Source organism: Pseudomonas sp. G34, assembly GCF_031119625.1.
Taxonomy (GTDB): Bacteria; Pseudomonadota; Gammaproteobacteria; order Pseudomonadales; family Pseudomonadaceae; genus Aquipseudomonas.
Window position 1 is genome coordinate 199828 of the sequence record NZ_JAVHZV010000002.1, and the last position, 26181, is coordinate 226008.

At 65.9% G+C, this 26181-nt stretch carries 22 protein-coding genes; 14 read left to right on the forward strand and 8 right to left on the reverse strand.

The window, feature by feature from the left end; genetic code table 11:
- The first annotated feature begins 33 nt into the window (after positions 1 to 33).
- From QYS36_RS01460 to QYS36_RS01480, 5 genes are read left to right on the forward strand one after another with little or no spacing between them, the layout of a single operon-like run.
- Positions 34 to 999 carry a sulfonate ABC transporter substrate-binding protein gene (locus QYS36_RS01460; RefSeq protein ID WP_308837806.1) on the forward strand — a complete coding sequence of 322 codons (966 nt, stop codon included), beginning with the start codon at positions 34 to 36 and terminating at the stop codon, positions 997 to 999.
- Between the two features lie 54 nt (positions 1000 to 1053).
- Complete coding sequence (gene ssuD / locus QYS36_RS01465) at positions 1054 to 2202, forward strand: FMNH2-dependent alkanesulfonate monooxygenase (RefSeq protein WP_075962910.1); 1149 nt, start codon at positions 1054 to 1056, stop codon at positions 2200 to 2202.
- A 52-nt stretch (positions 2203 to 2254) separates the two neighbouring features.
- Positions 2255 to 3046: an aliphatic sulfonate ABC transporter permease SsuC gene (gene ssuC, locus QYS36_RS01470; protein ID WP_192427391.1), complete on the forward strand. Its 792-nt coding sequence runs from the start codon at positions 2255 to 2257 to the stop codon at positions 3044 to 3046.
- The gene (gene ssuB / locus QYS36_RS01475) at positions 3043 to 3855 is read left to right on the forward strand and encodes an aliphatic sulfonates ABC transporter ATP-binding protein (RefSeq protein WP_308837807.1); all 813 of its coding nucleotides are present in this window, start codon (positions 3043 to 3045) and stop codon (positions 3853 to 3855) included. Before ssuC ends, ssuB begins: the two co-directional genes overlap by 4 nt.
- Positions 3856 to 3898: 43 nt before the next feature.
- Complete coding sequence (locus QYS36_RS01480; RefSeq protein WP_013793202.1) at positions 3899 to 4114, forward strand: molybdopterin-binding protein; 216 nt, start codon at positions 3899 to 3901, stop codon at positions 4112 to 4114.
- Between the two features lie 161 nt (positions 4115 to 4275).
- Here the strand turns inward: QYS36_RS01480 and QYS36_RS01485 are convergent, their stop codons facing one another.
- Positions 4276 to 5811, reverse strand: a complete 1536-nt coding sequence (locus QYS36_RS01485; protein WP_308837808.1) for an AhpA/YtjB family protein — start codon at positions 5809 to 5811, stop codon at positions 4276 to 4278.
- A gap of 179 nt (positions 5812 to 5990) precedes the next feature.
- On the opposite strand from QYS36_RS01485, the gene serB reads away from it, so the two are divergent.
- A complete protein-coding gene (gene serB / locus QYS36_RS01490; protein ID WP_308837809.1) occupies positions 5991 to 7199 on the forward strand; it encodes a phosphoserine phosphatase SerB in 1209 nt (402 codons plus the stop codon).
- Positions 7200 to 7745: 546 nt separating this feature from the next.
- On the opposite strand, the gene QYS36_RS01495 is transcribed toward serB, so the two are convergent.
- The 5 genes from QYS36_RS01495 to QYS36_RS01515 all read right to left on the reverse strand — a co-directional run bounded on the left by QYS36_RS01495 (position 7746) and on the right by QYS36_RS01515 (position 15110).
- Complete coding sequence (locus QYS36_RS01495) at positions 7746 to 9809, reverse strand: EAL domain-containing protein (RefSeq protein ID WP_308837810.1); 2064 nt, start codon at positions 9807 to 9809, stop codon at positions 7746 to 7748.
- Positions 9810 to 9872: 63 nt separating this feature from the next.
- Positions 9873 to 11672, reverse strand: a complete 1800-nt coding sequence (locus QYS36_RS01500) for a molecular chaperone (protein ID WP_308837811.1) — start codon at positions 11670 to 11672, stop codon at positions 9873 to 9875.
- A 129-nt stretch (positions 11673 to 11801) separates the two neighbouring features.
- On the reverse strand, positions 11802 to 12659 hold the full coding sequence (gene asd, locus QYS36_RS01505) for an archaetidylserine decarboxylase (protein ID WP_308837868.1): 858 nt from the start codon (positions 12657 to 12659) through the stop codon (positions 11802 to 11804).
- Positions 12660 to 12716: 57 nt separating this feature from the next.
- On the reverse strand, positions 12717 to 13532 hold the full coding sequence (locus QYS36_RS01510; RefSeq protein ID WP_308837812.1) for a rhodanese-like domain-containing protein: 816 nt from the start codon (positions 13530 to 13532) through the stop codon (positions 12717 to 12719).
- 66 nt (positions 13533 to 13598) lie between these two features.
- Positions 13599 to 15110, reverse strand: coding sequence for an HDOD domain-containing protein (locus tag QYS36_RS01515; protein ID WP_308837813.1), 1512 nt, complete (start codon positions 15108 to 15110; stop codon positions 13599 to 13601).
- A gap of 122 nt (positions 15111 to 15232) precedes the next feature.
- On the opposite strand from QYS36_RS01515, the gene motA reads away from it, so the two are divergent.
- Positions 15233 to 16084, forward strand: a complete 852-nt coding sequence (gene motA, locus QYS36_RS01520; protein WP_308837814.1) for a flagellar motor stator protein MotA — start codon at positions 15233 to 15235, stop codon at positions 16082 to 16084.
- A gap of 5 nt (positions 16085 to 16089) precedes the next feature.
- On the forward strand, positions 16090 to 17112 hold the full coding sequence (motB, locus tag QYS36_RS01525) for a flagellar motor protein MotB (protein ID WP_308837815.1): 1023 nt from the start codon (positions 16090 to 16092) through the stop codon (positions 17110 to 17112).
- A gap of 16 nt (positions 17113 to 17128) precedes the next feature.
- Here motB and rsgA read toward each other — a convergent pair whose 3' ends face one another.
- On the reverse strand, positions 17129 to 18160 hold the full coding sequence (rsgA, locus tag QYS36_RS01530) for a small ribosomal subunit biogenesis GTPase RsgA (RefSeq protein WP_308837816.1): 1032 nt from the start codon (positions 18158 to 18160) through the stop codon (positions 17129 to 17131).
- A gap of 111 nt (positions 18161 to 18271) precedes the next feature.
- On the opposite strand from rsgA, the gene QYS36_RS01535 reads away from it, so the two are divergent.
- Entirely contained in the window at positions 18272 to 19063 is a 792-nt protein-coding gene (locus QYS36_RS01535) for a class I SAM-dependent methyltransferase (protein ID WP_308837817.1), read from the forward strand.
- Between the two features lie 27 nt (positions 19064 to 19090).
- On the forward strand, positions 19091 to 19633 hold the full coding sequence (gene orn / locus QYS36_RS01540; protein WP_308837818.1) for an oligoribonuclease: 543 nt from the start codon (positions 19091 to 19093) through the stop codon (positions 19631 to 19633).
- Positions 19634 to 19731: 98 nt separating this feature from the next.
- On the opposite strand, the gene queG is transcribed toward orn, so the two are convergent.
- Positions 19732 to 20802, reverse strand: coding sequence for a tRNA epoxyqueuosine(34) reductase QueG (gene queG, locus QYS36_RS01545; protein WP_308837819.1), 1071 nt, complete (start codon positions 20800 to 20802; stop codon positions 19732 to 19734).
- Between the two features lie 58 nt (positions 20803 to 20860).
- Here queG and QYS36_RS01550 point away from each other — a divergent pair, with 58 nt between their 5' ends.
- Genes QYS36_RS01550 through mutL form a run of 4 tightly spaced genes read left to right on the forward strand, consistent with a single transcriptional unit; the run spans position 20861 to position 26125 of the window.
- On the forward strand, positions 20861 to 22360 hold the full coding sequence (locus QYS36_RS01550; RefSeq protein WP_308837820.1) for an NAD(P)H-hydrate dehydratase: 1500 nt from the start codon (positions 20861 to 20863) through the stop codon (positions 22358 to 22360).
- Complete coding sequence (tsaE, locus tag QYS36_RS01555) at positions 22348 to 22815, forward strand: tRNA (adenosine(37)-N6)-threonylcarbamoyltransferase complex ATPase subunit type 1 TsaE (protein ID WP_308837821.1); 468 nt, start codon at positions 22348 to 22350, stop codon at positions 22813 to 22815. Before QYS36_RS01550 ends, tsaE begins: the two co-directional genes overlap by 13 nt.
- A gap of 8 nt (positions 22816 to 22823) precedes the next feature.
- The gene (locus QYS36_RS01560) at positions 22824 to 24254 is read left to right on the forward strand and encodes an N-acetylmuramoyl-L-alanine amidase (RefSeq protein ID WP_308837869.1); all 1431 of its coding nucleotides are present in this window, start codon (positions 22824 to 22826) and stop codon (positions 24252 to 24254) included.
- Complete coding sequence (gene mutL / locus QYS36_RS01565) at positions 24251 to 26125, forward strand: DNA mismatch repair endonuclease MutL (RefSeq protein WP_308837822.1); 1875 nt, start codon at positions 24251 to 24253, stop codon at positions 26123 to 26125. The genes QYS36_RS01560 and mutL overlap by 4 nt, the downstream gene beginning before the upstream one ends.
- Positions 26126 to 26181: the final 56 nt, after the last annotated feature.

Sequence of the window (26181 nt, forward strand, 5' to 3'; positions counted from 1 at the left end):
GGTGGCCACACACTCAATGCAGAGGAGAGCGCCATGCGCACTATCACCCTGCGTCGGAGTCTGGTCGCCTTGTTTGCCGCGGCCATTTCCTTCGGCGCCATTACTCAAGTTCAAGCCGAGACACTACGTATCGGCTACCAGAAGTACGGCACCCTGGTGCTGCTCAAGGCCAACGGTGCCCTGGAAAAACGCCTGGCGGCCAAGGGCGTCGACGTCAAATGGACCGAGTTTCCCGGTGGCCCGCAGCTGCTCGAAGGCCTGAACGTCGGCTCGGTGGACTTCGGCACCACCGGCGAAACCCCGCCTGTGTTCGCCCAGGCCGCTGGCGCGGATCTCCTGTACGTGGCTTTCGAGCCGCCCGCGCCGACCAGCGAAGCCATCCTGGTGCCGAAGGACTCACCGATCAAATCGGTCGCCGAGCTCAAGGGCAAGAAAGTCGTGCTCAACAAGGGCTCCAACGTGCACTACCTGCTGGTCCGTGCCCTGGAAGACGCCGGCCTGAAATACAGCGACATCCAGCCCGTGTACCTGCCACCGGCCGATGCCCGCGCCGCGTTCGAGCGTGGCAGCGTCGACGCCTGGGTGATCTGGGATCCCTTCCAGGCGGCTGCCGAGCAACAACTGCAGGCCCGCACCCTGGTCGACGGCAAGGGCCTGGTCAGCAACCACCAGTTCTACCTGGCGACCCGCCCCTACGCCGAGCAGCACCCGGAAGTGATCGAGGCGCTGGTCGAGGAAATCCGCGCCATCGGCGAGTGGATCAAGGCCAACAACGAGCGGACCGTTGCCCAGGTCGCACCGCTGCTCGGCCTGTCCGCGGACATCACCCGCCTGGCGGTGCAGCGGCAGAGCTATGGCGCCCAACTGATTACCCCGGAGGTGGTCGAGGCCCAGCAGAAAATCGCCGACACCTTCACCGCGCTCAAGCTGATCCCCAAGCCGCTGAACATCAGCGAGGTGATCTGGCACGCGCCGGCCACCCAGGTCGCCGGGCAATAAATTCCCGCCCCCGCCGGTTGGGCAGGGGCATCTGATTTCCAAGGAGACCACTCCATGAGCCTCAACATCTTCTGGTTCCTGCCCACCCATGGCGATGGCCATTACCTCGGTACCTCGCAAGGGGCCCGCGCCGTTGACCACGGCTACCTGCAACAGATCGCCCAGGCGGCTGACCGCCTCGGTTTCGGCGGCGTACTGATTCCCACCGGGCGTTCCTGCGAGGATTCCTGGCTGGTCGCCGCCTCGCTGATCCCGGTGACCCAGCGCCTGAAATTCCTCGTCGCCCTGCGCCCGGGGATCATTTCGCCGACCGTGGCGGCCCGCCAGGCGGCGACCCTGGATCGTCTGTCCGGTGGCCGCGCGCTGTTCAACCTGGTCACCGGTGGCGACCCGGACGAGCTGGCCGGTGATGGGCTGAACCTGTCCCACGCCGAGCGCTACGAAGCCTCCGTCGAATTCACCCGCATCTGGCGCCGCGTGCTGGAAGGCGAAGTGGTCGACTACGACGGCAAACACATTCAGGTCAAGGGTGCCAAGCTGCTCTACCCGCCGGTCCAGCAGCCACGCCCGCCGCTGTATTTCGGCGGGTCGTCGGAGGCGGCCCAGGATCTGGCCGCCGAGCAGGTCGAGCTGTACCTGACCTGGGGCGAACCGCCCGCCGCGGTGGCCGAGAAGATCGCCCAGGTGCGTGAGAAGGCCAAGGCCCAGGGCCGCGAAGTGCGCTTTGGCATTCGCCTGCACGTGATCGTGCGGGAAACCAATGAAGAGGCCTGGAAGGCCGCCGACAAGCTGATCGCCCATGTCGACGACGACACCATCGCCCGCGCCCAGGCCTCCCTGGCGCGTTTCGACTCGGTCGGCCAACAGCGCATGGCCGCCCTGCACGGCGGCAGCAAGGACAATCTGGAAGTGTCACCCAACCTGTGGGCCGGGGTCGGCCTGGTGCGTGGCGGTGCCGGTACCGCGCTGGTCGGTGATGGCCCCACGGTCGCCGAGCGAGTCAAGGAATACGCCGCGCTGGGCATCGATACCTTCATCTTCTCCGGTTATCCACACCTCGAAGAGTCCTACCGCGTCGCCGAGCTGCTGTTCCCCCATCTGCAGGTGAACCGCCCGGCGCTGCCGGAAGGTGCCAACTACGTGAGCCCGTTCGGTGAAATGGTCGCCAACGACATTCTGCCCAAGGCGGCTTCGGCCAGTTGAACAATGGCCGGGCGCAGATGCCCGGCCCTCGCGATGATCGTCGAGGTACGCGATGAGCAACACGTCGTTAAACAGCCTGGCCCTGCGCCTGGCGCCCTGGGCATTGCCGGTGGCGCTGCTGGTTGCCTGGCAGGCTTCGGTGGCCTTCGGGCTCTTGTCCACACGCATTCTGCCGGCGCCCAGCGCGGTGCTCGAGGCCGGCTGGCAGCTGCTCGCCAGCGGTGACATCTGGACCCACCTGGCGATCAGCGGCTGGCGCGCCGCTGTCGGCTTCGCCATCGGCGGCGGTATCGGCCTGGTGCTGGGTTTCATCACCGGCCTGTCCACATGGGGCGAGCGGCTGATCGACAGCTCGGTGCAGATGATCCGCAACGTGCCGCACCTGGCGCTGATCCCGCTGGTGATCCTGTGGTTCGGCATCGACGAGAGCGCGAAGATCTTCCTGGTCGCCCTCGGCACCCTGTTTCCGATCTATCTGAACACCTACCACGGCATCCGCAACGTCGACCCGGCGTTGGTGGAAATGGCGCGCAGCTATGGCCTGTCCGGCTTTGCGCTGTTCCGTCAGGTGATCCTGCCTGGCGCGTTGCCATCGATTCTGGTCGGCGTGCGCTTCGCCCTCGGCCTGATGTGGCTGACCCTGATCGTCGCGGAAACCATTTCCGCCAGCGCCGGTATCGGTTACCTGGCCATGAACGCCCGGGAATTCCTGCAGACCGACGTGGTGGTGTTGGCCATCCTGCTCTACGCCGTGCTCGGTAAGCTGGCCGACCTGGCCGCCCGTGGCCTGGAGCGTGCCTGGCTGCGCTGGCACCCGGCTTATCAGGGAGCGGCTGCGAAATGAATGCGCCATTGAACGCGTTGCATGACCTCAAGCGAGGCACGCCGTTGACCATTCGCGGTATCCGTAAATCCTTCGGCGAGCGTGAGGTGCTCAAGGGTATCGACCTGAACATTCCAGCCGGTCAGTTCGTCGCCGTGGTCGGCCGCAGTGGTTGTGGCAAGAGCACCTTGCTGCGCCTGCTGGCTGGCCTCGACCAGCCCACCGCTGGTGAACTGCTGGCGAGCAATGCGCCGCTGGCCGCGAGCCGCGACGATACCCGGCTGATGTTCCAGGAAGCGCGTCTGCTGCCCTGGAAGCGGGTGATCGACAACGTTGGCCTGGGCCTGACCGGCAATTGGCGGCCCAAGGCCCAGCAGGTGCTGGACGCCGTGGGCCTGGCGGACCGCGCCAACGAGTGGCCGGCTGCGCTATCCGGCGGCCAGAAGCAGCGCGTTGCCCTGGCCCGTGCGCTGATCCACGAGCCGCGCCTGCTGCTGCTCGACGAGCCGCTGGGCGCCCTGGATGCGCTGACCCGCATCGAGATGCAGCAACTGATCGAAGGGCTGTGGAAGCAGCATGGCTTCACCGTGCTGCTGGTCACCCATGACGTCAGCGAAGCGGTGGCGACGGCGGATCGGGTGATCCTTATCGAGGACGGCGAGATCGGCCTCGACCTGTCGGTGGATCTGCCGCGCCCGCGGGCTCGTGGCTCTGCCTACCTGGCGGCCCTGGAGGCCGATGTGCTCAATCGCGTATTGCAAATACCTGCGCTGCCGGCGCAGCCCGACCCGGTTTCACCGCTGCCGACCCAGCTGCGCTGGGCGCTCTGACTTCATGCCCGAGTGGGCACCTCACTACCCAGGAGATTTACCCATGACCATCAAAGCCATCAACGTGCGTAACCAGTTCAAGGGCACCATCAAGGAAATCGTCGAAGGCGACGTGCTGTCGGAAATCGACGTGCAGACCGCCGCCGGCATCGTCACCTCGGTGATCACCACCCGTTCCGTGCGCGAGCTGGAGCTGGGCGTGGGCAGCGAAGTGATTGCCTTCGTGAAGTCCACCGAAGTGTCGATTGCCAAACTCTGATTGCTGCAGTTAACAGTTTGTGGGAGCGGGCGGGGACGCCTAGTCCGTGCCCGCGAAAAATCGCGGGGGCGCCTTCCGCTCATAGGTGACCTGCAGTCGAACAACCCCAAATAGAGAGGCCGGCATGTATGCCGGCCTCTCTCATCTCTACTGCTGAATCGCTAGCGCTCTTCGCGCAGCTTGGCCATCTGCCGTTCGAGCAGCGCCGGGTATGGGTCGAGCAGGCGCTCGACGCAGCTGGCGCCCTCGGGGCTGGCGATGGCGCGGATGCGCGCACGCTGGCGCAGGGTGGCATCTTCAGCCACGCGGCGCTCGACCAGCAGCAGGTTGCGGCTGTGCTGCGAGAGTGCCAGGGCATCCTGGGCGGTTTCGCTGAGCAGCAGGTCACCCTGACTCAGCCCTTGCAGGCCTTCGCCGAGGGTCAGGCCCAGTTGCAGGTGCAGGGTGATGCCGCTGTCGGCGACCTCGATCTGCAGGGCATGGCCGAGGGCGCGCAGCAATTCGCCACAGCAGATGGCGTGGGTCAGGTAATCGTCCTGGCTGGTGTCGTGATGAAACAGCATCAGGCTGCTGCCATCGTTGAGCGTGTGCAGTTCGGCCTTGTAGAGTGTGGCGGCCTTGTCCAGGCAGCCGCGATAGCTTTCCAGCAGCTCCATCAGGCGGCTGCGGGGCAAGCGACGCAGCTGCTCCTGGGCGCCCAGTTGAACGGCCAGCACCGCGCTCTTGCGTGGTTTCGGCGGGGCCGCTGGTGCGGGCTCGGCCGGGCTGTCTTCATCGTCGTACAGGTCGGCGAAGGCGTCGTCGTCGTGCTCGTCGCGGCGACGGCTTGGCGGATCGTAGTCGTCCTCGCTGTCGAAGCGGGTGTCGCGCAGGTCACGCATCGCGAAGCTCGGGGCGGCGCGCTGGTCGCGCCCATCGCGGTCGTCCTCGTGCTCGTCGTCGAGGAAATCGTCGCCCAGGTCATCGAGGTCGTCGAATTCCGGCTCGGGTTCCGGTTCCGGCTTCTCGGGAGCCAGGCGTGCCTGCAGCTGGCGCGCCAGGTCACCGATCTCGTCCTGGCGGTTGCCGCCCGGGGCATAATCGTCCGGGTCGCGCAGCCAGACGCGCATCTGCATCAGCGGCGTGGAGATCTGCCGGCCCAGGCGCAGGCTCAGCGACAGGGTCAGGGCCAACAGGATCAGGCTGAGAATGCCCATGCTCTGCAGGCTGATGGTCATCGGCTGTTCGAACTGCTGCATGTCCAGGCTGATGCGCAGCTGCCCGGCCATCACCTCCTGAAAGGTGATGGGCGTCGAATACAGGCCTTCGGTTTCGCCGAGCATGCTCTTGCTGGGGCGGGTACCGGCTTCGGCGAGGATGCGGTTGTCCACGCTGTAGATGGCCGCATGGGCCACCAGCGGATTTTTCACCAGGTTATTGAGCAGCACGTTGAGGCTGAGGATGTCGTTGGACACCAGCAGTTCGGTGGCCGACGCGGCGGTCTGGGTGATCAGGCTGCTGCCCAGCGCCTCGGCCTGCTGCTGCATGGCCTGCTTGAACTGCATGCCGATCACCCAGGCATAGATCACCAGCGCCATGGCCACCAGCAACAGGCTGTGACTGACGATGCGCAATGCCAGTGGCACGCGGCGTTGGCGCAGTGCACGGAAAAGCAGGAGGAAGAAATTGTCGGGCTTTACGGGGGCGGGCCGGTTCACAGAGCTCGGCTCTCGTTGACTGGAAGTGGCGCGCAGTATAGCGAGCGGCCCGCACAGGGCAAAGCGCTGCGCGTACCCGTAGGGGGCTGAAATGGTTAGAATGTGCGTTTTTTCACCGGCCCTGCTGCACATTGCCGTTCGGCAGACCGTTCATAGTCCTGCGAGCCCCGGAGTACGTCTTGCGCGAAATCGTCCTGATCAAGGTTACCGGTGAAGATCGGCCTGGCCTCACTGCCGCCATTACCGGCGTGCTGGCCCAGGCTGGCGTCAACATCCTCGATATCGCCCAGGCTGCCGTGCACGGCGCTGCATCGCTGGGCATCCTGATCGAGGTGGCCGATGGCACGCAGACGCCAGCGCTGTCCAGGGCGGTGCTGAGCACGGCGCAGGAACTGGGCCAGCAGGCGCTTTTTACCCAGGTCGATGAAGCCGATTACCGGCGCTGGGTCGAGGGGCAGGGGCGCGAGCGGCATATCGTCACCCTGCTGAGCCGTCAGGTCACGGCCGAGCAGGTGCAGCGCGTCAGTGCGCTGAGCACCGAGCAGGGCCTGGCTATCGAACGTATCGAGCGGCTGTCCCTGCCGGTGGCGCTTGGTGCGCAGCCGGGCAACGCCTGCATCGAGTTCTCCCTGCGTGGCGAGCCCGGCGATGCCGCCGGGCTGCGCGCCGAGTTCCTCCGCGCCGCCGATGAGCTGGGCGTGGACATCGCCTTCCAGGCCGACTCGTTGCAGCGCCGTCACCGCCGCCTGGCAGTGTTCGACATGGACTCGACGCTGATCGAAGCCGAAGTGATCGACGAGCTGGCCAAGGCTGCCGGTATCGGTGACAAGGTGTCGGCGATCACCGAGCGGGCGATGCGCGGCGAGCTGGATTTTCGCGCCAGCTTCAAGGAGCGCCTGGCGCTGCTCAAGGGCCTGGACGTCGGCGTGCTCGACGAGATCGGCGCCTCGCTGCGCCTGACCGAAGGCGCCGAGCGGCTGTTCGCCGAGCTCAAGCGCCTGGGCTACAAGACCGCCATCCTCTCCGGCGGCTTCAGCTACTTCGCCAACCAGCTGCAGGCCAAGCTGGGCATCGACTACGTGTTCGCCAACGAGCTGGCGGTGGTCGATGGCAAGGTCACCGGTGTCGCCGTCGAGCCGATCGTCGATGCCCAGCGCAAGGCCGATCTGCTGCGCGAGCTGGCGCACAGGGAAGGCTTGCAGCTGGAGCAGACCATCGCCGTGGGTGATGGTGCCAACGACCTGCCGATGCTGGCCATCGCCGGTCTCGGGGTAGCGTTTCGTGCCAAGCCGCTGGTGAAACAGTCGGCCAGGCAGGCGATCTCGACCCTGGGCCTGGATGGTGTGTTGTATCTGCTGGGTGTGCACGAGCGCGATCTGCAGCGCTAAGAACCTGCTCACGATCTTTGTGCGCATGAAGCGGCAACTACAAGGCGAGAGCGGACGTTCGCGTGACTCGGAAGGGGGGCTTTAGCCGCAAGTTCTTTACGTTCCACATGCGATGCGTGAGCTGTGGTTTTCCATCGTTATCGCGTTGCTCATACGTCCGGTTCCGCTCTGACGAGCGGGTTTCTTTTGGCATCGCCCCAAAAGAAACCAAAAGGTCTAGCCCCGGCATCCGGCCCCAGCTGCGCTGGGGTTCCCTCGCTCCATCATTGTTCCGAGGGCACGCCGCGAAGGGCCGTCCCTGGCCCATCGCGGCTCTCGCGACATCCATGTCGCTCAACCCTCTCCACAACGATTCCGCTCGGCCTCCTGAAGGGGCGATTGGTGTCGTCTGATAATTCTGTGGCACGAGGAGCACCATAAAGGCAAAGCGGCCGAACGGCCGCTCCCGCCACTTAGCTGCCAAAATCGACGAACCCGGGCTGAAAGATTATGACCAGATTCTAAGGTATCTGAGGCGCGAGCGGGGCAGCCAGGCTGCCCCGTCGGTCAGTCGTCCGACGAGAAGTTGTAGTCCATCGACTGGCTCGGGCCCTGCAGGTAGTAGCCCTGGATGTAGTTGGTACCCGCCTGCCACAGGGTGGCCAGCACGCTGGCCGATTCCACGAATGGCACGATGGTCAGCTTGGCCTGGCTGTGCAGGCTGGCCAGCATGGTTTTCAGGTTTTCCTGATTGACCGGATCGCCCAGCTCCTTGGTGAACGAGCCATCCACCTTGACGAAGTCGACCGGCAGGTGACGCAGCGTGTTGAACGGATTCAGGGCGCAGCCGAACTGGCTCAGCGCCAGGTGGCAATGCAGGTCCTTGAGGCCCTGGGCCAGTGCCTTGGCCTGCTTCAGGTAGGTGACCGCATCCGGCTCGCTGAACTGGAACACCAGGGCGTCGGACGGCAGCCGTGCGGCTTTCAACGCCACGCTCAGCCATGCCAGCAACGTCGGATCCTGCAGGCTGGCGCTGGACAGGTGCACGAACAGGCGCGTCGCGTGGCCCTTGGAACGGTGATCGGCCAGCAGCTTGATCGAGCTGAGGATCACCCAGCGGTCGATCTTCTCACCCATGCCCGAGTCCCTGGCCACGGCGAGGAATTCATCTGGCGGCACTTCCTCGCCGGACGGGCTGAGCAGGCGTAGCAGCACCTCGTAGTGCTCGTGCTCGTCGCCGCGCAGGCTGATAACCGGCTGGAACAACAGGCGGAAGCTGTTCTGTTCCAGCGCCTGCTGCACCATCGCCACCACGCTGCCACGGCTGGCGGCGGCGGCCAGTTCCTGGGCCGGGTCGAACAGCTTGAGGGTGCCGGGCTCGTCGAGTTGGTCAGCACAGCGCTGCGCGCGGTCGATGACTTCCCCGGCCTTGGGCGTGGTCTCGTTGAGGCCGGCCACGCCGATGGACAGCGTGGTCTGCGCGGTGCGCCCGTTGATATCGAACAGGTGCGCTTCGGCCTTCTTCAGCAGGGCTTCGAGCAGCGGGCGCTGCTGCTGCGGCGACAGGCCGGTCTGCAGCACGGCGAACACGTCGTCGCCGAAGCGCGCCAGTTGCGCGTCCTGCGGGAAGTGGGCGCGCAGCAGGGTGGCCAGGTCGGTGAGCAGCAGGTCGATGGCGCCCAGGCCCATGTCGGCGAGCAGGGCGGCGTAGCGGTCGACGCGAATGTAGGCCAGGCTGGCCGGCTGCTCGTCATGGACGGCGCGGTGGGCGGCCTGGTCCATCAGTTCGAGGAAGTGGGTGCGGTTGTACAGGCCGGTGACTAGATCCAGGCTGCTGATCTCGCGCAGCTTCTCTTCCAGCTCGGCGTTGGCGGTTTCCGCGCGGATCACCACTTGAATGCACGGCTCGCCATCGTAGGCCGCCGGCGACAGGCTGATGCGCGCCGGGAAGCTGCTGTCGTCGGTGCGCACACCGGCGCAGCCGAGCTCGTGGTTGTCCATCTGCTGGTGGTTCTTGAGGAATTCCTTGAAGGCTCCCTGATCGCTGGCGCCGATCAGGTCGATCATCGGCAGGCCTTCGAGCTCTTCGGCGTCATCGAAGCCGAACAGCTCCAGGTAGGCGCGGTTGGCATAGATGTGCATGCCATCGTGCACGTAGGCGATGGCGTCGACCGAGCTGTCGAGCAGCAACTGGCAGCGTTTCTCGGCTTCGCGCAGGGCTACTTCGGCAGCGCGGCGGGCGCGGCGCTCCTCGAGGTTGACCAGTTCGCGGCGGGCGACCAGCACCAGGCGCTCGTCTTCACCCTGGGGCAGGGCATCCTGGGCGCCGAGCATCAGCGCTTCGGTGACGCTGTCCGGCTCGTTGTCGGCCAGCAGCATGATGATCGGAATGTCCTTGCCCTGCTTGCGGATGCTGGCGAGCGCTTCATGGGGATCGAGGCAGTCGCTGGCCGGCGAACAGATCAGCAGATCCCAGTTGTGTTTGAGCGCTTCGAGCAGGTCTTCAGGGGAAATCAGGCGGTGCACGCGGGTGGCGTTACCGGCATTGCGGAACAGGCTGACGAGACGCTCGGCCTCATTCTGCGAGTCTTCGAGAATCAGCAGGCGGATGGTTTTCTTTTCGATGGCCATTAGCGAAGTCGAATCTGCGATAAAACAGCAGAAGAGGGCGGGAAATTAGGGTTTCCCGGCAATCTACAGCGACTTCCAGAGTGAGTCAAAGTCTTCCTCCCCGGCAGGTCGCTGGGTACCGGAGGCTGTGACGGAGGTCGCGTGGTGCGCGGCTTTCTGCTCCAGATCGTGGTACTCGAACTGGCTGAAACTGCCGGTGCTGACCTGCTTCTGGCTGAGCACCGCGCGGCGCTCCTTGCCGTTGATGTTGATCAGCACCTTGCTGCCTTCCTGGAACGGCAGGCGCGGGGTGATCAGCGTGGCCGGCCGCGAGATGGCGGCGATTTCCGGCAGCAGCAGGGCGCGCAGGTACTGGCTGTTCTGCTCGGTCTTGCGCACCAGTTGCAGGCCACAGGACTGCGCGTGGGGGGCGATCAGCTCGATGCCCATCTGCGTACCGCCACCGCGTACCTGGCGGATCCAGCGCACCACGGCGACGCTCCAGCCCTGCTGGGGGTTGTCGCGGATGCCGAGAATCTCGCCGGCCTGCAGCTGGCTGGGTACTTCCTTGGGCCACGACAGGCAATAGCCGCCGGGGCTGTGGTTGACGATGGACAAGGCGAAGGTCGGGTAGCTTTCCACCGCGTTGGCTTGTTCGTCCTGCTCGGAAGCGGGTTTGGGGTATTCGATCTCTTCGAAGGGCAAGCCGTTGTCCCAATCGTTGACGCGGCGCGCGTCGTGGGCGTTGGCCCAGACGTCGGGCTCGCCGCTCAGCGGCTTGAACGACGCGGTGGTGTCGACCTGCTGCTTGAGAATTTCGCTGAACGCACGGCCGTTGGCCAGGTAGTAATTCAGGGCGCTCATGCCGATGCACAGGGTCATGCTGCCAGTGCCCTGGGTGCGCTGGAAGGTACGCTCGGAGATATCCCCCCAGGCCGCGGCGGCATGCTGCAGCATGTCCACGCTGAAACCCTCGGGTACCGACAGGCGCGAGCGAGGGCGCTCCTCGGGCAGCAGCTCCAGGTGATCCTTGATGGCATCGACCAGGGGGGTAGGGTCGATGCCCAGGGCACCCTGCAGCTCGCTTGGCTGAAACAGCGAGGTGTAGCGCGGCGGGCCGTCCAGTTGCGGCGCCACGGCGAAGATGCTGGTCGGCTGGCCGCCGCCCTGCAGGTTGACCAGCGTGCTCCAGGCTTCCAGGGCTTCGGCCAGGCGGGCAATGGCGCTCTGGCGCATCTGGTTGCAGCGCGAGCAACCGATCAGCAGGGCAACGATATAGCCCTGCTCGACGCTCATTCCCTGGGTATGGCGGGCCAACGGGTCGCGAATCACCACCCTGTGCAACTCGTGTCGACGGGCAATCAGGTACAGCTGGTGCAGCTCCAGCCACAGGCCTTCGGGCACCGGGCAATACAATTGGCTGGTGCGAATCAGCGGGCCGTTGAGGCTGTGCACGGCGCGTTGCAACGCGGTGCCGAGCAGCGCATTGCGCTCGCGGTTGGGCTGCGTGGCCAGGCGCGAGATGATCAGTTTGTAACCGATGGCCAGGTGGTTCTGCAACGCCTGGCAGAGGTTGGCGACCTTGCGCGGACGCTCATCGAGCACGATGGCCTGGTTGAGGAAGTGGCGCTCCAGGTGCTGGCAGACGAAATACACTTCGGGACGCAGCAGCTCGAGCAGCTGGATACGATTGTCCGACGGGGTCAGCAGTTGGTTGAGCTCGATCAGCGCCTGGTACAACTGGCGGGCGGTTTCGCCGATATTGGCCTTGGGCAGGCCGGCGATCCAGCGTTTCAGGTCACGTGGCGTGGCGTCGCAGAAAGTCAGGCCCTGCTTGGTCGGCGTCGGGACGCGGAGCAAAAGGTGGGGGCTCTGTTTATCCATCTAGCTTCGTTACTCCAGCGCCAGCATTCGAGCGACTCGTTGGTCAGGGTGCAGCGACTCTAGCAGCATCCGGCCATCATCGCAGCCTTTGCCGCGCCACGGGCCGGGGCTGCGGGATGGGTGAACGGTTCATTGGCCAAGCAGTTGGCCCATGCGCACCGGGCTATTGGCACCCAGCTCTTCGGCCCATTTCACCTGCTCGGGGCCGAACAGCACGATGGCCGTGGAACCCAGCTTGAAGCGGCCCAGCTCGGCACCTTTTGCCAGGCTGATCGGCGCCCGCGCGGCTTCGTCGTAGCGCACGGTTTTCAGCTCGCGCTTGGGCGGCGTGATCAGCCCGGCCCACACGGTTTCGATGGAGGCGACGATCATCGCGCCAACCAGTACCACGGCCATCGGCCCGCGCTCGGTATCGAACAGGCACACCACGCGCTCGTTGCGGGCGAACAGCTCGGGGACGTTTTCCGCGGTGGTCTGGTTGACGGAGAACAGCCGACCCGGCACGTAGATCATCTCGCGCAGGGTGCCGGCCAGCGGCATATGCACGCGGTGATAATCCTTGGGCGACAGGTACACGGTGGCGAAGTCGCCACCCATGAAGGGAGCGGCGCGCGCGCTGTCACCGCCCAGCAGCTCGGTCACGCTGTAGCTGTGGCCCTTGGCCTGGAATACCCGGCCATGTTCGATGCGGCCCAGCTGGCTGATCGCGCCATCGGCGGGGCTCAGAACGGCGCCGGGCTGGTTGTCCAGCGGCCGGGCGCCTTCCTTGAGGGCACGGGTGAAGAAGGCGTTGAAATGCTCGTAGGCGGTGAGGTCTTCGACCTGTGCCTCGCTCATGTCGACCTGGTACTGCTTGGCGAACCAGCCGATCAGGCGGTTCTTGAACCAGGCAGCACGGCACTCCGCGGCGCAGCCGATCAGGCGCGACAGCAGGTGGTGCGGGGTCAGGTGCTGGCTGAGGATAAACAGGCGTTCTTTCATCGTTATTCCTTGGCTGCCCGGCCATGCTTGCCGGGCATATGAGAATGGACAGTCAGGTCGAACTCAACGTTCGACAGGTGTGTCGGTCAGGTTGCCCCACTCGCCCCAGGAGCCGGCGTAGGCCTTGACCCGCGGGTAGCCCAGGGCCTTGGCGACCAGGTAGGTGAAGCCGGAGCGGCGATGGCTCTGGCAATGGGTGATGATTTCCTTGTCGGCGCTCAGCCCCAACTGGTTCAACTGCTCGGCGATGTCCTGGCGGATGCGCAGGCCACGGGCGGGATCCATGCCCGCAGTCCACTCGAAGTGAATCGCGCCGGGGATGTGCCCACCCCGTGCGGCCTGCACCTTTTCGCCGCGGTACTCCTCGGCCGAGCGTGCATCCCAGATGGCCAGGTCGGCGGCGCCCAGGCGCGATTGCAGGTAGCTGGCGCTGGCCGTCGGCTCGTCGCTGAGCGACAGCGACACCGCCGTGTGCTGCGGCGCCGGCGTGTCCTGGCTCAGCGGCCGGCCTTCGGCTTGCCAGGCGGTCAGGCCGCCATTGAGAAAGTGGTAGCGCGAGTGGCCGATCACGTCCAGCAGCCAGATGAACCGGCCGGCCCAGCCACCGCCCTCGTCGTCGTACACCACGTAGGTCGCGTGTGGATGGTGGCCCAGCTCGCTGAACAGTGCCTCGAGTTGCGCCAGCTCGGGCAGCAGGCCGGGGGCCGGCGGCTTGCTGGACTGCGTGCGCTTGCCGTCGACGAAGCGGGCACCGGGAATGTGGCCGGCCAGATAACGCTGGTGGCTGCTCAGATCGACCAGGATCAGCTCGGGCGCTTGCAGGCGTGCGGCGAGATCCGCCGGCTCTATGACCAGCGGCAATTCGTCGAAGGCTGTCATACAGGCCTCGTTGGCGGAATTAAAGGGGCGATTGTAGCGCAGAAGAATGCGCCAAAGCGGCGCCGCTCAACGCTGACGTTTGCTGAAGGTGTCCAGCGCGCGCTCGATGCATTGGCCGGTCTTGGTGAAGGCCTGCGCGATGGTGTCGCCGATCGGCTGGCCACTCTGGTCGGCGAACAGCAGCATCACCACCCGTTGGTTGCTGGCCAGGGAGCGGATCAGCAGGTGTTCGCTGGGCAGCAGGGCTTTCAGGTCGCCGGGCAGCAAAGCCGAGAACTGCGCGACATTCGCCGGGGTAAGACGCAATTGCGCCGGCTTTTCCAGCAGGCGGCGCAGCACCTGGCTCTGCTTCGGATCGAGGGTCAGGCCGCTGGCGCTGGGCGTCACGCCAGCGTGCTGTTGCACCTGGAGGCGGCTGTGGCTGCGATCGGCGAGCAGCATTACCACCCGTGACAAACCGGCGGCCTGCACCGCCTGGCGGGCGCAAGTGGTGAGCTGCTGCACGTTGCTGAATGCCGAGGGCTGGGCGAGCAATTGGCCACACAGCTGTCGCCAGTCACTGACCTGGGGGGGCGCGGCCGCTTTGGGCGCTTGAAAGTGACGGGCATTCCACGGCCACAGCAAGGCTTCGGCAGGGTGCCAGAGGCCGACGGTATCCAGTTGCCGTGCGCTGTGCGCCGCGTTCTGGTGGATCTGCTGTTGCAGTTCGCCGAGCGGCAACTGCAGGTACAGGCTGTTGAGCCCGTGCCAGCGCTTGGTATGCGGGCCGCTCCAGGCGTTGTGCGCCGATACGGCGAGCACATTGGCCAGCAGGATGCTGTTGGCAGGTTGGGTGAGCCAGCGCTGCAGGGCCGGGTCGGCGTCCAGCTCCTGCTGCTGGCGCAGCGGTTCGTCATGGCGGCGCGCCAGGTGCAGGGCCTTGCCCAGCAGCCGGCGGTCATCGATCAGCAGGCGATAACCCTGGATGATCCACGCCGGCAGGCGCCAGCGTTCGGCCAGCGCCAGGCACAGATCGAACAGCGCGACGCCGAGCATGTCGCGCTCGACCTTGACCGGCGGCTCGCCGTTGATCAGCACGCGCTGTTCCCAGGCTTCGAACAGATGGGGGTGAGCGGCCAGCAGGACCCATACGGGGGATAGAAACAGCAGGCTGCCCCAATGGATTTCCTGCCACAGGCGCGCCAGGCGCGCGGCGAACAGGCCGTTGGCCTGGTGGGCGGCATGCTGGCTGATCAGCTGGATCTGCCGAAGCGGCAAGGGGATGTCCGTGAGGGCTCGGGCAGGCAGGCGAGCCAGCAGCTCTTCGGCGCGCTTGAGGCCCAGGCGGGTCAGGGCCGTTTCCAGGCTTTCCGCCGCTTCGCCCAGGGTACTGCCCTTGCTGTTGGCCTCGCGCAGCACGCTGAGCACCAGCGCCGGGCTGTCCTGCATCAGGTCGGCAATCTCGCGCAGCGAGCGGCGGCTGTCACCCAGTGCGCGGCGCACCTGCTGATGGTGATGGGCCGCGATGGGCAACAGCTGGCCGTCCAACTGCTTGAGCCAGGCATCGAGAGTGCGCGGTAACGGCGTGCTTGCGACCATGGGGGTGTGCCAAAATGGCTTTTTTTAGACTTAACTGACTATAGTCTGGCGTATCTCTTCCGATAAGTAGAAGGGGATTCGCGCGCTCACCCTTTCTTTCTCACCTGCTCAAGTTTCTTTCTATGGCCAAAATCATCGGCATCATCGTTGTATTCGCTTGCGTGCTCGGCGGTTTCGTCGCGTCCGGCGGCAAGATCATGGCACTGGTGCACCCCTTCGAGGTGCTGATCATCGGCGGGGCGGCGCTGGGTGCCTTCCTGCAGTCCAACCCGGGCAGCATGTTCATGACCGTCTTCAAGAAGTCCTTGAAGATGTTCAAGTCGCGCTTCACCCACGACTACTACCTTGAAGTGCTGCGCCTGCTCTACGAGATCCTCAACAAGGCGCGCCGCGAGGGGATGATGGCCATCGAGGCCGACCTCGAGGATCCGGCGGCCAGCCCGATCTTCAGCAAGTACCCGGCGGTGCTGGGCGACGAGCGGATGGTCGCGTTCATCTGCGATTACCTGCGAATCATGTCCTCGGGCAACATGGCCCCCCACGAGCTCGAAGGCCTGTTCGACATGGAGCTGGTCGGCCTCAAGGAGGAGCTGGAGCATCCCGCTCACGCCGTGGCGAAGGTCGCCGATGGTATGCCGGCAATGGGGATCGTCGCCGCGGTACTGGGGATCGTGATCACCATGTCGATCCTCGCCGAAGCGGACAACGCGCAGATCGGTGAGAAGGTCGGTACCGCGCTGGTCGGTACCTTCCTGGGCATTCTCGCCTCCTACGGCTTCTTCGGTCCGCTGGCTGCCGCGCTCGAGCACGATGCCAAGGAAGAACTCAACGTCTACGAGGCCATCAAGGCCGGCCTGGTGGCGTCTGCCTCCGGCATGCCACCAACGCTGGCCGTGGAGTTCTCGCGCAAGACCCTTTATCCGGCGCATCGCCCAAGCTTCAGCGAGCTTGAACAGGCCATGCGCGGAAGCTAAGCACCATGGAAAACAACCAGCCGATTATCGTCAAACGGGTCAAGAAGGTTGCCGGCGGCCACCACGGTGGCGCCTGGAAGATCGCCTTCGCCGACTTCGCCACGGCGATGATGGCGTTCTTCATGGTGATGTGGCTGATGTCCTCGGCCACCCCCGAGCAGAAGAAGCTGATTTCCGGTTACTTCAAGGACCCCATCGGCTTTTCCGAGAGCGCCAGCCCCTACGTGATCGACCTGGGTGGCTCGCCGACGCCATCGCCGGACCGCACTCTCAACGAGCAGCCCCAGGAAGCACCGGGCGACGAAGCCGACACCGACCCCAAGGCCCCCGCCGAGCTGGACGCCGAACAGGCCGAGGCCAAGGCCGAGGAGGTCGAGCGCGAACGCCTGGAGCTGCTGCTGCAGGAATTGCAGAACAAGGTCGAGCTGGACCCGCAACTGCAGCGCTTCAAGGATCAGATCCTGTTCGAGATCACCCAGGACGGCCTGCGCATCCAGATCGTCGATGCCGAGAACCGACCGATGTTCGCCCTCGGCAGTGCCCAGTTGCAGCCTTACTTCGAGGACATCCTGTTTGCCCTGACCGACACCATCAAGGCGGTACCCAACAAGATCAGCATCAGCGGGCATACCGATGCCAAGCCGTTCGCCGGGGCGGGCGGCTTCGGTAACTGGGAGCTGTCGGCCAATCGCGCCAACGCGGCGCGGCGCGTGCTGATCGCGGCGGGCTACGACGATGCACAGGTGGCGAGGGTGGTCGGCTACGCCTCATCGGCGCTGTTCGACCGTGACGATCCGTTCAACCCGGTCAACCGGCGTATCGATATCGTGGTGCTGAACAAGAAGGCGCAGCGCGACATCGAAGGCGAGCAGAGCGGTGGCGCGCTGGCGCCCGATCCGGCCCCGGACGCGCCCGCAGGTGGCGCAGGTGCTGCGCCTGCCGGCGAGCCGCTCTCCAATGATCAGCTGCGCGAGAAGCTGAACATCTTCGAGGACGGCACGCTGCAGATGGACCAGCCGGCCGAGTGATCGGCCGGTGCCCTGATCAGTACTCCGGTTCCGGCAGGCTGGCCAGAATGTGCCGGTAACTGTTCATCCGCTGCGGCTGAATGCGCCCATCTTCAAGCGCCTTCAGCAGTGCGCAGCCAGGCTCGCGGTCGTGCTTGCAGTCGCGGAAGCGGCAATGGCCGAGCAGCTCGGCGAACTCGATAAAGCCCGCTTCCACATCGTCACGGCTGACGTGGCCAAGGCCGAATTCACGGATACCCGGTGAGTCGATCAGCTGACCGCCACCCGGGAAGTGAAACAGCCGCGCCGTGGTGGTGGTGTGCGTACCCTTGCCGGTCAGCTCGGACAGCGCGCCGACGCGGGTATCGACGCCCGGCAGCAGGCTGTTGACCAACGACGACTTGCCCACCCCCGATTGGCCGACGAACACGCTGATGTTGCCGTCGAGCTGCTTTTTGAGCAGTTCCATGCCGTCGCCTTCCAGCGCCGAGACTTCCAGCAGCGGATAACCCAGCTGGCGATACACGGCGAGCAGCGCATTCAGCGCGCTTTCGTTCTGCGCGTCGATCAGGTCGGCCTTGTTGAGCAGCAGTAATGGGCGAATGCCGGCGTGCTCGGCGGCGACCAGGTAGCGGTCGATCAGGTTGGCGTGCGGCTCGGGCAGTGGTGCGAAGACGATCACGATCAGGTCGACGTTGGCCGCCACCGGCTTCAGCTGGCCGCGGGTGTCCGGGCGGCACAGCTCGGTGTCGCGGGGCAGCTGGGCGACGATCACGCCAATGCCCTGGTTGCCCGGGCGCCACACCACGCGGTCGCCAGTGACCAGCGTCGGCAGGTTGGCGCGCAGGTGGCAGCGGAACACCTGGCCGCTGAGCGCACCATCGGTGGCTTCGACCTCCACCTGCACGCCGAAGTGGGCGATCACCAGGCCGGTCTGCTCCGGGCCCAGGTCGCCGCCTTCCAGGGTTTCCACCACGCGGGATTCGCGCTTGGCGGCGCGTGCGGCGCGCTCGCCCTGGATCTTTTCGATGCGCCAGTTTTGCCGGCGGTTGAGTTGGCGTTTGGCCATGGGGCTTCCGAGTTGTGCTGCGCTTGAAATGGCGGCGATTCTAGCACGCCTGGAGAAGCGGCAATTTGCGGATGCTAGACTGGCCAGCCGTCTTTCAAGAGCCCTGTCGGCATGGCAGCTTTTCAACGCGCATTGCAGCGCCTGGGCGAACGCTACCCCGCCTTGCTGGCCCTGCTTATCCAGCTTGTGGTTACCCTTGGCATGGGCCTGGCGATCGTGGTGGTGGCCCATCTGTCGGCCTGGCGGCCCAGCCCGCTGGCTGCCGGGCTCCTGCATGGCCTGCTCTGTGCCTGCCTGGCGCGCTGGCTGGGGCTGTCGCGCTGGTGGTGGTGGCTGAACCTGCTGTTCGTGCCGGGGCTGCTGCTGGCCAGTGGGGCGCCCTTGCCCTCCTGGCTGTTCCTGCTCGGCTTTGTGCTGGTGTTGCTGCTCAACTGGAACAGCTTCGGCGAGCGCGTGCCGCTCTACCTGACCGGCTCGGGCAGCCGCAATGAGCTGGCGCGCTTGCTCGAAGGGCGTGCTGAACGCTTCAGTTTCGTCGACCTGGGCTGCGGCCCGGCAGGCACCTTGCTGTGGCTGGCGCGGCGTTTTCCACAGGCGCAATTCGTGGGCGTGGAAACGGCGCCGCTATCCTTTGCCATCGCCTGGCTGCGCTGTATCGGGCAGGGTAACTGCCGGATTCGCTACCAGAACCTGTGGCGCGCCGACCTGAGCAGTATCGACGTCGCCTACTGCTTTCTGTCGCCGGCGCCGATGCCCGCACTCTGGGATAAAGCTCGCGCAGAGCTGCCGGAAAACGCCTGGCTGATCAGCAATACCTTCGAGATCCCCGGCGTAGCGCCGCAGCGTGTGGTGGAGCTGAAAGACTGGCGTGATTCGCGCCTGCTGCTCTGGGAGATTGGCTAGAATGGCAGTTCTATAGAGGAGCGCAGCATGCAGAACCCAGAGAACCTGATCTGGATCGACCTGGAAATGACCGGCCTCGATCCCGAGACGGATGTCATCATCGAAATGGCGACCATTGTCACCGATACCCAGCTCAACGTGCTGGCCGAAGGCCCGGTGATCGCCGTGCACCAGAGTGACGAGCGCCTGGCGGCGATGGATGAGTGGAACACCCGCACCCACGGCGAGAGCGGCCTGACCCAGCGCGTGCGCGACAGCCGGATCAGCCAGGCCGAGGCCGAGGCGCAAACCATCGCCTTTCTGGAAAAGTGGGTGCCAAAGGGCAAGTCGCCGATCTGTGGCAACAGCATCGGCCAGGATCGCCGTTTCCTCTACAAGTACATGCCGGCGCTGGAAGCCTACTTCCATTACCGCTACCTGGACGTCTCGACCCTGAAAATTCTCGCCGAGCGCTGGGCCCCGGGGGTCAAGGAAGGCTTCGTGAAAACCGGTACGCACCAGGCGCTGGACGATATCCGCGAGTCGATCGCCGAGCTCAAGTACTACCGCCAGCACCTGCTCAAGGTCTGAAAGCTGCCATTGCGTAGCCCGGGTTAGCCGCAGGCGTAACTCGGGAAAACTGCGCAAACCTGGGTATCGCTGCGCTCGACCCAGGCTATGGAGTTGACTCAGCCCTGGCGCTGGGCATGCTGCGCCAGCGCCCACTCCACATGTTCGCGCACCAGCGCCGACGGATGCTCGCGGCGGGCCTGCAGTGCCTCCAGCACCGCAATGCTCGACGGCGCGTTGCCCAGGCCGACGGCCAGGTTGCGCAGCCAGCGCTCGTAACCGGCGCGGCGCAGCGGTGAGCCCTCGGTACGGCTGAGAAACTCCTCCTCGCTCCAGCGAAACAGCGCGGCCAGCTCGGCATTGTCCAGGCTGTGGCGCGGCTGGAAGTCGCCCTGCTCGGTGGCCTTGGCGAAGCGGTTCCAGGGGCAGACCATCTGGCAGTCGTCGCAGCCGAACACCCGGTTGCCGATGGGCGCGCGCAGCTCCTCGGGAATCGGGCCCTTGAGCTCGATGGTCAGGTAGGAGATGCAGCGCCGCGCATCCAGCACATAGGGGCCGACGAAGGCGGCGGTCGGGCAGATGTCCAGGCAGGCGCTGCAGCGCCCGCAGTGTTCGCTGGCGTGGGGCTCGTCTGTCGGTAGCGGGATGTCGACGAACAGCTCGCCGAGAAAGAAGTAGCTGCCGGCCTTGCGGTTGAGCACCAGGGTGTTCTTGCCGATCCAGCCGAGGCCGGCCTGCTCGGCGATGGCCTTTTCCAGCACCGGTGCGCTGTCGACGAAGGCGCGGTAGCCGAATGGCCCGATGGCCTGCTGAATGCGCTCGGCCAGCTGTTGCAGGCGTTTGCGGATCAGCTTGTGGTAATCACGGCCCAGGGCGTAGCGCGACACATAGGCCTTTTCCGGCTCCTGCAGGCGCCGGGCCATCTGCGTGTCACCGGGCAGGTAGTCCATGCGCAGCGACACCACGCGCAGGGTGCCGGGCACCAGCTCGTCGGGATGTGAACGTTTGCGGCCATGCGCGGCCATATAGTCCATCTCGCCCTGGTAGCCGGCATCCAGCCAGCGTTGCAGGTGGGCTTCGTGCTCGCCCAGCTGCAGGCCACTGATGCCCACCTGCTGGAAGCCCAGCTCACGGCCCCAGTCCTTGATGGACTGGGCGAGGCTGGCGAGGTCGAGGGTGGCGTCGGTCATGCTGGGCGGGAATCTGCAGTAGGCGGCGTATAATTCTGCCAGACATCGGAGCTCAGGCATGCGGCATTCATCAGACCATCTTCCTCTCGCGCTCTACAGCGCCGCCCAGGTGCGCGCGCTGGATGCTGCGCTGATCGCTGCCGGTACGCCCGGTTTCGAGCTGATGCGCCGCGCCGCCCAGGCCATCTGGCGGGCCCTGCGCCGCGAATGGCCGGCCGCCGGCGCGGTCACCGTCCTGGCTGGCCACGGCAACAATGCCGGCGACGGCTACCTGATCGCGGCACTGGCACAGCGTGCCGGCTGGCAAGTACAGGTGCTGGCGGTCAGTGAGCCGCGACGGTTACAGGGCGATGCCGCGCGGGCCTACCACGAGGCCCGCGCGGCCGGTGTCGAGGTGCTGGCCTGGAGCGAGAGCTGCCAGGCGCGCGGGGTGCTGGTCGATGCGTTGCTCGGTACCGGCCTCAGGGGTGAGGTGCGCGAGCCTTATGCGGCGGCCATCGAGTGGGTCAAACGCAGTGGCTGCCCGGTGCTGGCGGTGGATATTCCCTCGGGGATCTGCGCCGATACGGGGCAGGTGCTGGGCGCGGCGGTAAAGGCGCAGCTCACCGTCACCCTGATCGGTTTGAAACTCGGCCTGTACGTTGGCGCAGCGCTCGATCATGTCGGCCGCCTGCTGTTCGATTCACTAAAGGCCGATGCCGAGCTCGTTGCCAGCCAGCAATCCACTGCGCGGCGCCTGGCGGGTGAGCTACTGCCGCAGGTGCCGGCGCGCCAGCCCACCACCCACAAGGGCCAGCTTGGCCATCTGTTGGTGGTTGGCGGTGATCAGGGTACCGGTGGCGCGGCACTGCTCTCGGCGCAGAGCGCGCTGCGCGGTGGCGCCGGCATGGTGTCGCTGGCCACTCGCGCCGAAAATATCGGCGCCGCGCAGACCCGGCTACCCGAGGTGATGAGCCTGGCGGTCGCCTCGGCCAATCAACTGCACGCCCTGGCGGACAGGATCACGGTGTGGGTCGTCGGCCCTGGGCTTGGCCAGGGCGCCTGGGGCCGCAGCCTGCTGTCGGCAGCGGTGGCCGCTGGCGGCGCCCAGGTGTGGGATGCCGACGCGCTCAACCTGTTGGCCACGGGCGCGGTGCATATCGCCCCCGGCAGCGTCATCACCCCCCATCCCGGTGAGGCGGCACGCTTGCTGGGCATCTCGACAGCGGCGCTGCAGGCGGATCGACCGGCAGCGGCCAGGGCGCTGGCCACGCGTTATGACGTGGTCTGCGTACTCAAAGGTGCCGGCACCCTGGTCGCCGACCCTGGCGGGCGCCTGCTGGTGTGTGATCGCGGTGACCCGGTGATGGCCGGTGCCGGGCTGGGCGATGTGCTGGCCGGGTTGATCGGCGCGCTGCTCGCCCAGGGCTGCAGTGCGTGGGATGCGGCCGGCCTCGGCGTCTGGGTGCATGCCTGCGCGGGTGAGGCATTGGCCGGCAAAGGAAATGGTCTGGCGGCCAGCGATCTGTGCGACGCTATCCGCGATTTGTTAAAGGAGCGAGCCGCTTGTCGGAATTAGAACTGTTCGCCGCCGATGAAGACGCCATGCTGGCGCTCGGCGCGCGCATTGCCGTTGCCACCCAGGGGCGCGGAATGATTTACCTGGAGGGTGATCTGGGCGCCGGCAAGACCACGCTGTCACGGGGCATCCTGCAAGGCCTCGGGCACCGCGGCGCGGTGAAAAGCCCCACGTTCACGCTGGTCGAGCCCTACGAGATTGGCGAGGTTCGCGCCTTCCATTTCGACCTCTATCGCCTGGTCGATGCGGAGGAGCTGGAGTTTCTCGGTATTCGCGATTACTTCGACGCTGATGCCCTGTGCCTGATCGAGTGGCCGCAGCGCGGCGCCGGCGTTTTGCCAAAGGCCGACCTTGACATTACCATTAGCCCGCGAGCGGGTGGCCGGTCGCTGCTGCTTCGCAGTCATGGCGCGAAGGGTGAAGGCTGGTGTGCCGTTTTGGCAGCCGGAGCATGAATAATAGAGTGGGGGCGGGTATGCGCATAGGCGCGCGAATGATCGCGGTGGGGCTGATGTTGGCGGTCATGGCTGCCGATGTGTGGGCCGCATCGGATGTGCGCAGCGTTCGCCTGTGGCGCGCGCCGGACAACACGCGCCTGGTCTTCGACCTGTCCGGGCCGGTGCAGCACAGCGTCTTCACCCTGACGGCCCCGGATCGTATCGTCATCGACATCAGCGGTGCCAAGCTGGCCACGCCGCTGGACAAGCTGGCGCTGAGCAATACGCCGATCACGGCTGTGCGCTCGGCGCAGCGCACGCCGGAAGATCTGCGCGTGGTCATCGACCTGTCGGCCCAGGTCACGCCCAAGAGCTTTACCCTGGCGCCCAACCAGCAGTATGGCAATCGCCTGGTGGTCGACCTGTTCGACCAGGCGTCGGACGCGGCGCCAAGCCTGCCGTCCACCACCACGGCCAGCGCGCCGCCGGTGCCCGTCACGCCGACCCAGGCACCGCCCAGGCTGGCCCCGGTGCCCGGCGGCAAGCGCGATATCGTGATCGCCATCGACGCCGGCCACGGTGGCGAGGACCCCGGCGCCCTCGGCCCCACCAAGGGGCAGTTCGAGAAGAACGTGACCCTGTCCATCGCCAAGGAACTGCAGCGCCAGATCAATGCCCAGAAGGGCTTCCGCGGTGAGCTGGTGCGTACCGGCGACTACTTCATTCCGCTGCGCAAACGCACCGAGATCGCCCGCAAGAAGGGCGCCGATCTGTTCGTCTCCATTCACGCCGACGCGGCGCCCCGTGCGGCCGCCTTCGGGGCCTCGGTGTATGCGCTGTCCGACCGCGGCGCCACCTCGGAAACCGCACGCTGGCTGGCCGACGCCGAGAACCAGTCCGACCTGATCGGTGGGGCCGGCAACGTCAGCCTCGAAGACAAGGACCGCATGCTCGCCGGGGTGCTGCTCGACCTGTCGATGACCGCGTCGCTGTCCTCCAGCCTCAACGTCGGGCAGAAGGTACTGGGGCAGATGGGCCAGATCACCCCGCTGCACAAGCGCCGCGTCGAACAGGCCGGCTTCATGGTGCTGAAGTCGCCGGACATTCCGTCGATTCTTGTGGAAACCGGCTTTATCTCCAACCCCAGCGAGGCGCGCAAACTGCATTCGGCCAGCCATCAGAAGAGCCTGTCGCGCTCCATCGTCACCGGCGTGAAGCAGTTCTTCGAGCAGAACCCGCCGCCCGGCACCTATATCGCCTGGCTGCGCGACAACGGCAAGATCGCCCAGGGGCCCCGTGAACATGTGGTCACCTCCGGCGAAAGCCTGGCGCTGATCGCCCAGCGTTACCAGGTCAGCCTGGCCAACCTGCGTACCGCCAACTCGCTGAAGTCCGATGTGATCAAGGTCGGCCAGACGCTGCACATCCCGGCGACCTCGCTGGCCGCACAGCCATGAGTGAAGCGCTGCGCATCCAGCTGCTCAGCCCGCGGCTGGCGAACCAGATCGCCGCTGGCGAGGTGGTCGAACGTCCGGCATCGGTGGCCAAGGAGTTGCTGGAAAACAGCCTGGACTCCGGTGCCAGACGCATCGAGGTGGATGTCGAGCAGGGCGGCGTGAAGCTGTTGCGCGTGCGCGACGACGGCCGCGGCATCGCCGCCGATGACCTGCCGTTGGCCCTGGCGCGCCATGCCACCAGCAAGATTCGCGAGCTCGAAGACCTCGAGCAGGTCTTGAGCATGGGCTTTCGCGGCGAGGCCCTGGCCTCGATCAGCTCGGTGGCGCGGCTGACGCTGACCTCGCGCACCGCCGATGCCGATCAGGCCTGGCAGGTGGAAACCGAAGGCCGCGACATGCAGCCGCGCGTGCAGCCGGCCGCCCATCCTGTCGGCACCTCGGTGGAGGTGCGCGACCTGTTCTTCAATACCCCGGCGCGGCGCAAGTTCCTCAAGGCCGAGAAGACCGAGTTCGATCACCTGCAGGAAGTCATCAAGCGCCTGGCGCTGGCGCGTTTCGACGTGGCCTTTCACCTGCGCCACAACGGCAAGAGCGTATTGTCGCTGCATGAAGCCAATGACGATGCCAGCCGCGCCCGGCGCGTCGCCTCGGTGTGCAGCGCCGGCTTCCTCGAGCAGGCGTTGCCCATCGATATCGAGCGCAACGGCCTGCACCTGTGGGGCTGGGTGGGCTTGCCGACCTTCTCGCGCAGCCAGGCGGATCTGCAGTATTTCTACGTCAATGGCCGCATGGTGCGTGACAAGCTGGTCGCCCACGCGGTGCGTCAGGCGTATCGCGACGTGCTGTTCAACGGTCGCCATCCGACCTTCGTGTTGTTTCTGGAGATCGACCCGACGGCTGTCGACGTCAATGTGCACCCGACCAAGCACGAAGTGCGTTTCCGCGAAGGGCGCATGGTTCACGACTTCCTGTATGGCACCCTGCACCGCGCGCTCGGTGAGGTGCGCCCGGAAAGTCAGCTGGCCACCCCGGCTGCCATGGAAAGTGTATTGCGGCCAACCGGCCAGGCGGCGGGCGAGTTCGGCCCACAGGGCGAAATGGGCTTGTCCGCCAGCGTGCTCGAGCGCCCCGTGGAATCGGTCTGGCGGTCGCCGGGCGCCGGTTACCAGGGGCAGCGCAGCGAATCGCCGCTGCCTGCTGCAGAGGCCCAGGGTGTTTACCGCGAGTTCTTCGCACCGCTGCCTGCGGGTGCGGCTGCCGCCACGTTGCCGGAGCAGCAGGGCGACATTCCGCCGCTGGGCTACGCCATCGCCCAGCTCAAGGGCATCTACATTCTGGCGGAAAGCGCCCACGGCCTGGTGGTCGTCGACATGCACGCGGCCCATGAGCGCATCATGTACGAGCGACTCAAGGTGGCGATGGCCAGCGAAGGGCTGCGCGGTCAGCCGCTGCTGGTGCCCGAGTCCATCGCGGTGAGCCAGCGCGAGGCGGATTGTGCCGAGGAGCACGGCCAGTGGTTCCAGAAGCTGGGCTTCGAGCTGCAGCGCCTGGGGCCGGAAACCCTGGCCATCCGGCAGATCCCGGCGCTGCTCAAGCAGGCTGAAGCCACGCGGTTGGTCAGCGACGTGCTGGCCGATCTGCTCGAATACGGCACCAGTGATCGGATTCAGGCGCACCTCAACGAGCTGCTGGGCACCATGGCCTGTCACGGTGCGGTGCGCGCCAACCGTCGCCTGACCCTGCCGGAAATGAACGCCCTGTTGCGGGACATGGAGCAGACCGAGCGCAGTGGCCAGTGCAACCACGGCCGGCCGACCTGGACGCAGATGAGCCTGGATCAGCTGGACAAATTGTTCCTGCGCGGTCAGTAACGGGGCGTTGAAAAACGACCGGCGTTGGCAACACTGCGTCAAGAACGGCCTGGTAA

Bases quoted from the DNA above. Each gene is read 5' to 3' on its own strand.
- QYS36_RS01460 (WP_308837806.1), top strand. From the start codon at position 34: ATGCGCACTATCACCCTGCGTCGGAGTCTGGTCGCCTTGTTTGCCGCG.
- ssuD (WP_075962910.1), top strand. From the start codon at position 1,054: ATGAGCCTCAACATCTTCTGGTTCCTGCCCACCCATGGCGATGGCCAT.
- ssuC (WP_192427391.1), top strand. From the start codon at position 2,255: ATGAGCAACACGTCGTTAAACAGCCTGGCCCTGCGCCTGGCGCCCTGG.
- ssuB (WP_308837807.1), top strand. From the start codon at position 3,043: ATGAATGCGCCATTGAACGCGTTGCATGACCTCAAGCGAGGCACGCCG.
- QYS36_RS01480 (WP_013793202.1), top strand. From the start codon at position 3,899: ATGACCATCAAAGCCATCAACGTGCGTAACCAGTTCAAGGGCACCATC.
- QYS36_RS01495 (WP_308837810.1), bottom strand. From the start codon at position 9,809: ATGGCCATCGAAAAGAAAACCATCCGCCTGCTGATTCTCGAAGACTCG.
- QYS36_RS01500 (WP_308837811.1), bottom strand. From the start codon at position 11,672: ATGGATAAACAGAGCCCCCACCTTTTGCTCCGCGTCCCGACGCCGACC.
- QYS36_RS01510 (WP_308837812.1), bottom strand. From the start codon at position 13,532: ATGACAGCCTTCGACGAATTGCCGCTGGTCATAGAGCCGGCGGATCTC.
- QYS36_RS01515 (WP_308837813.1), bottom strand. From the start codon at position 15,110: ATGGTCGCAAGCACGCCGTTACCGCGCACTCTCGATGCCTGGCTCAAG.
- motA (WP_308837814.1), top strand. From the start codon at position 15,233: ATGGCCAAAATCATCGGCATCATCGTTGTATTCGCTTGCGTGCTCGGC.
- motB (WP_308837815.1), top strand. From the start codon at position 16,090: ATGGAAAACAACCAGCCGATTATCGTCAAACGGGTCAAGAAGGTTGCC.
- rsgA (WP_308837816.1), bottom strand. From the start codon at position 18,160: ATGGCCAAACGCCAACTCAACCGCCGGCAAAACTGGCGCATCGAAAAG.
- QYS36_RS01535 (WP_308837817.1), top strand. From the start codon at position 18,272: ATGGCAGCTTTTCAACGCGCATTGCAGCGCCTGGGCGAACGCTACCCC.
- orn (WP_308837818.1), top strand. From the start codon at position 19,091: ATGCAGAACCCAGAGAACCTGATCTGGATCGACCTGGAAATGACCGGC.
- queG (WP_308837819.1), bottom strand. From the start codon at position 20,802: ATGACCGACGCCACCCTCGACCTCGCCAGCCTCGCCCAGTCCATCAAG.
- QYS36_RS01550 (WP_308837820.1), top strand. From the start codon at position 20,861: ATGCGGCATTCATCAGACCATCTTCCTCTCGCGCTCTACAGCGCCGCC.
- mutL (WP_308837822.1), top strand. From the start codon at position 24,251: ATGAGTGAAGCGCTGCGCATCCAGCTGCTCAGCCCGCGGCTGGCGAAC.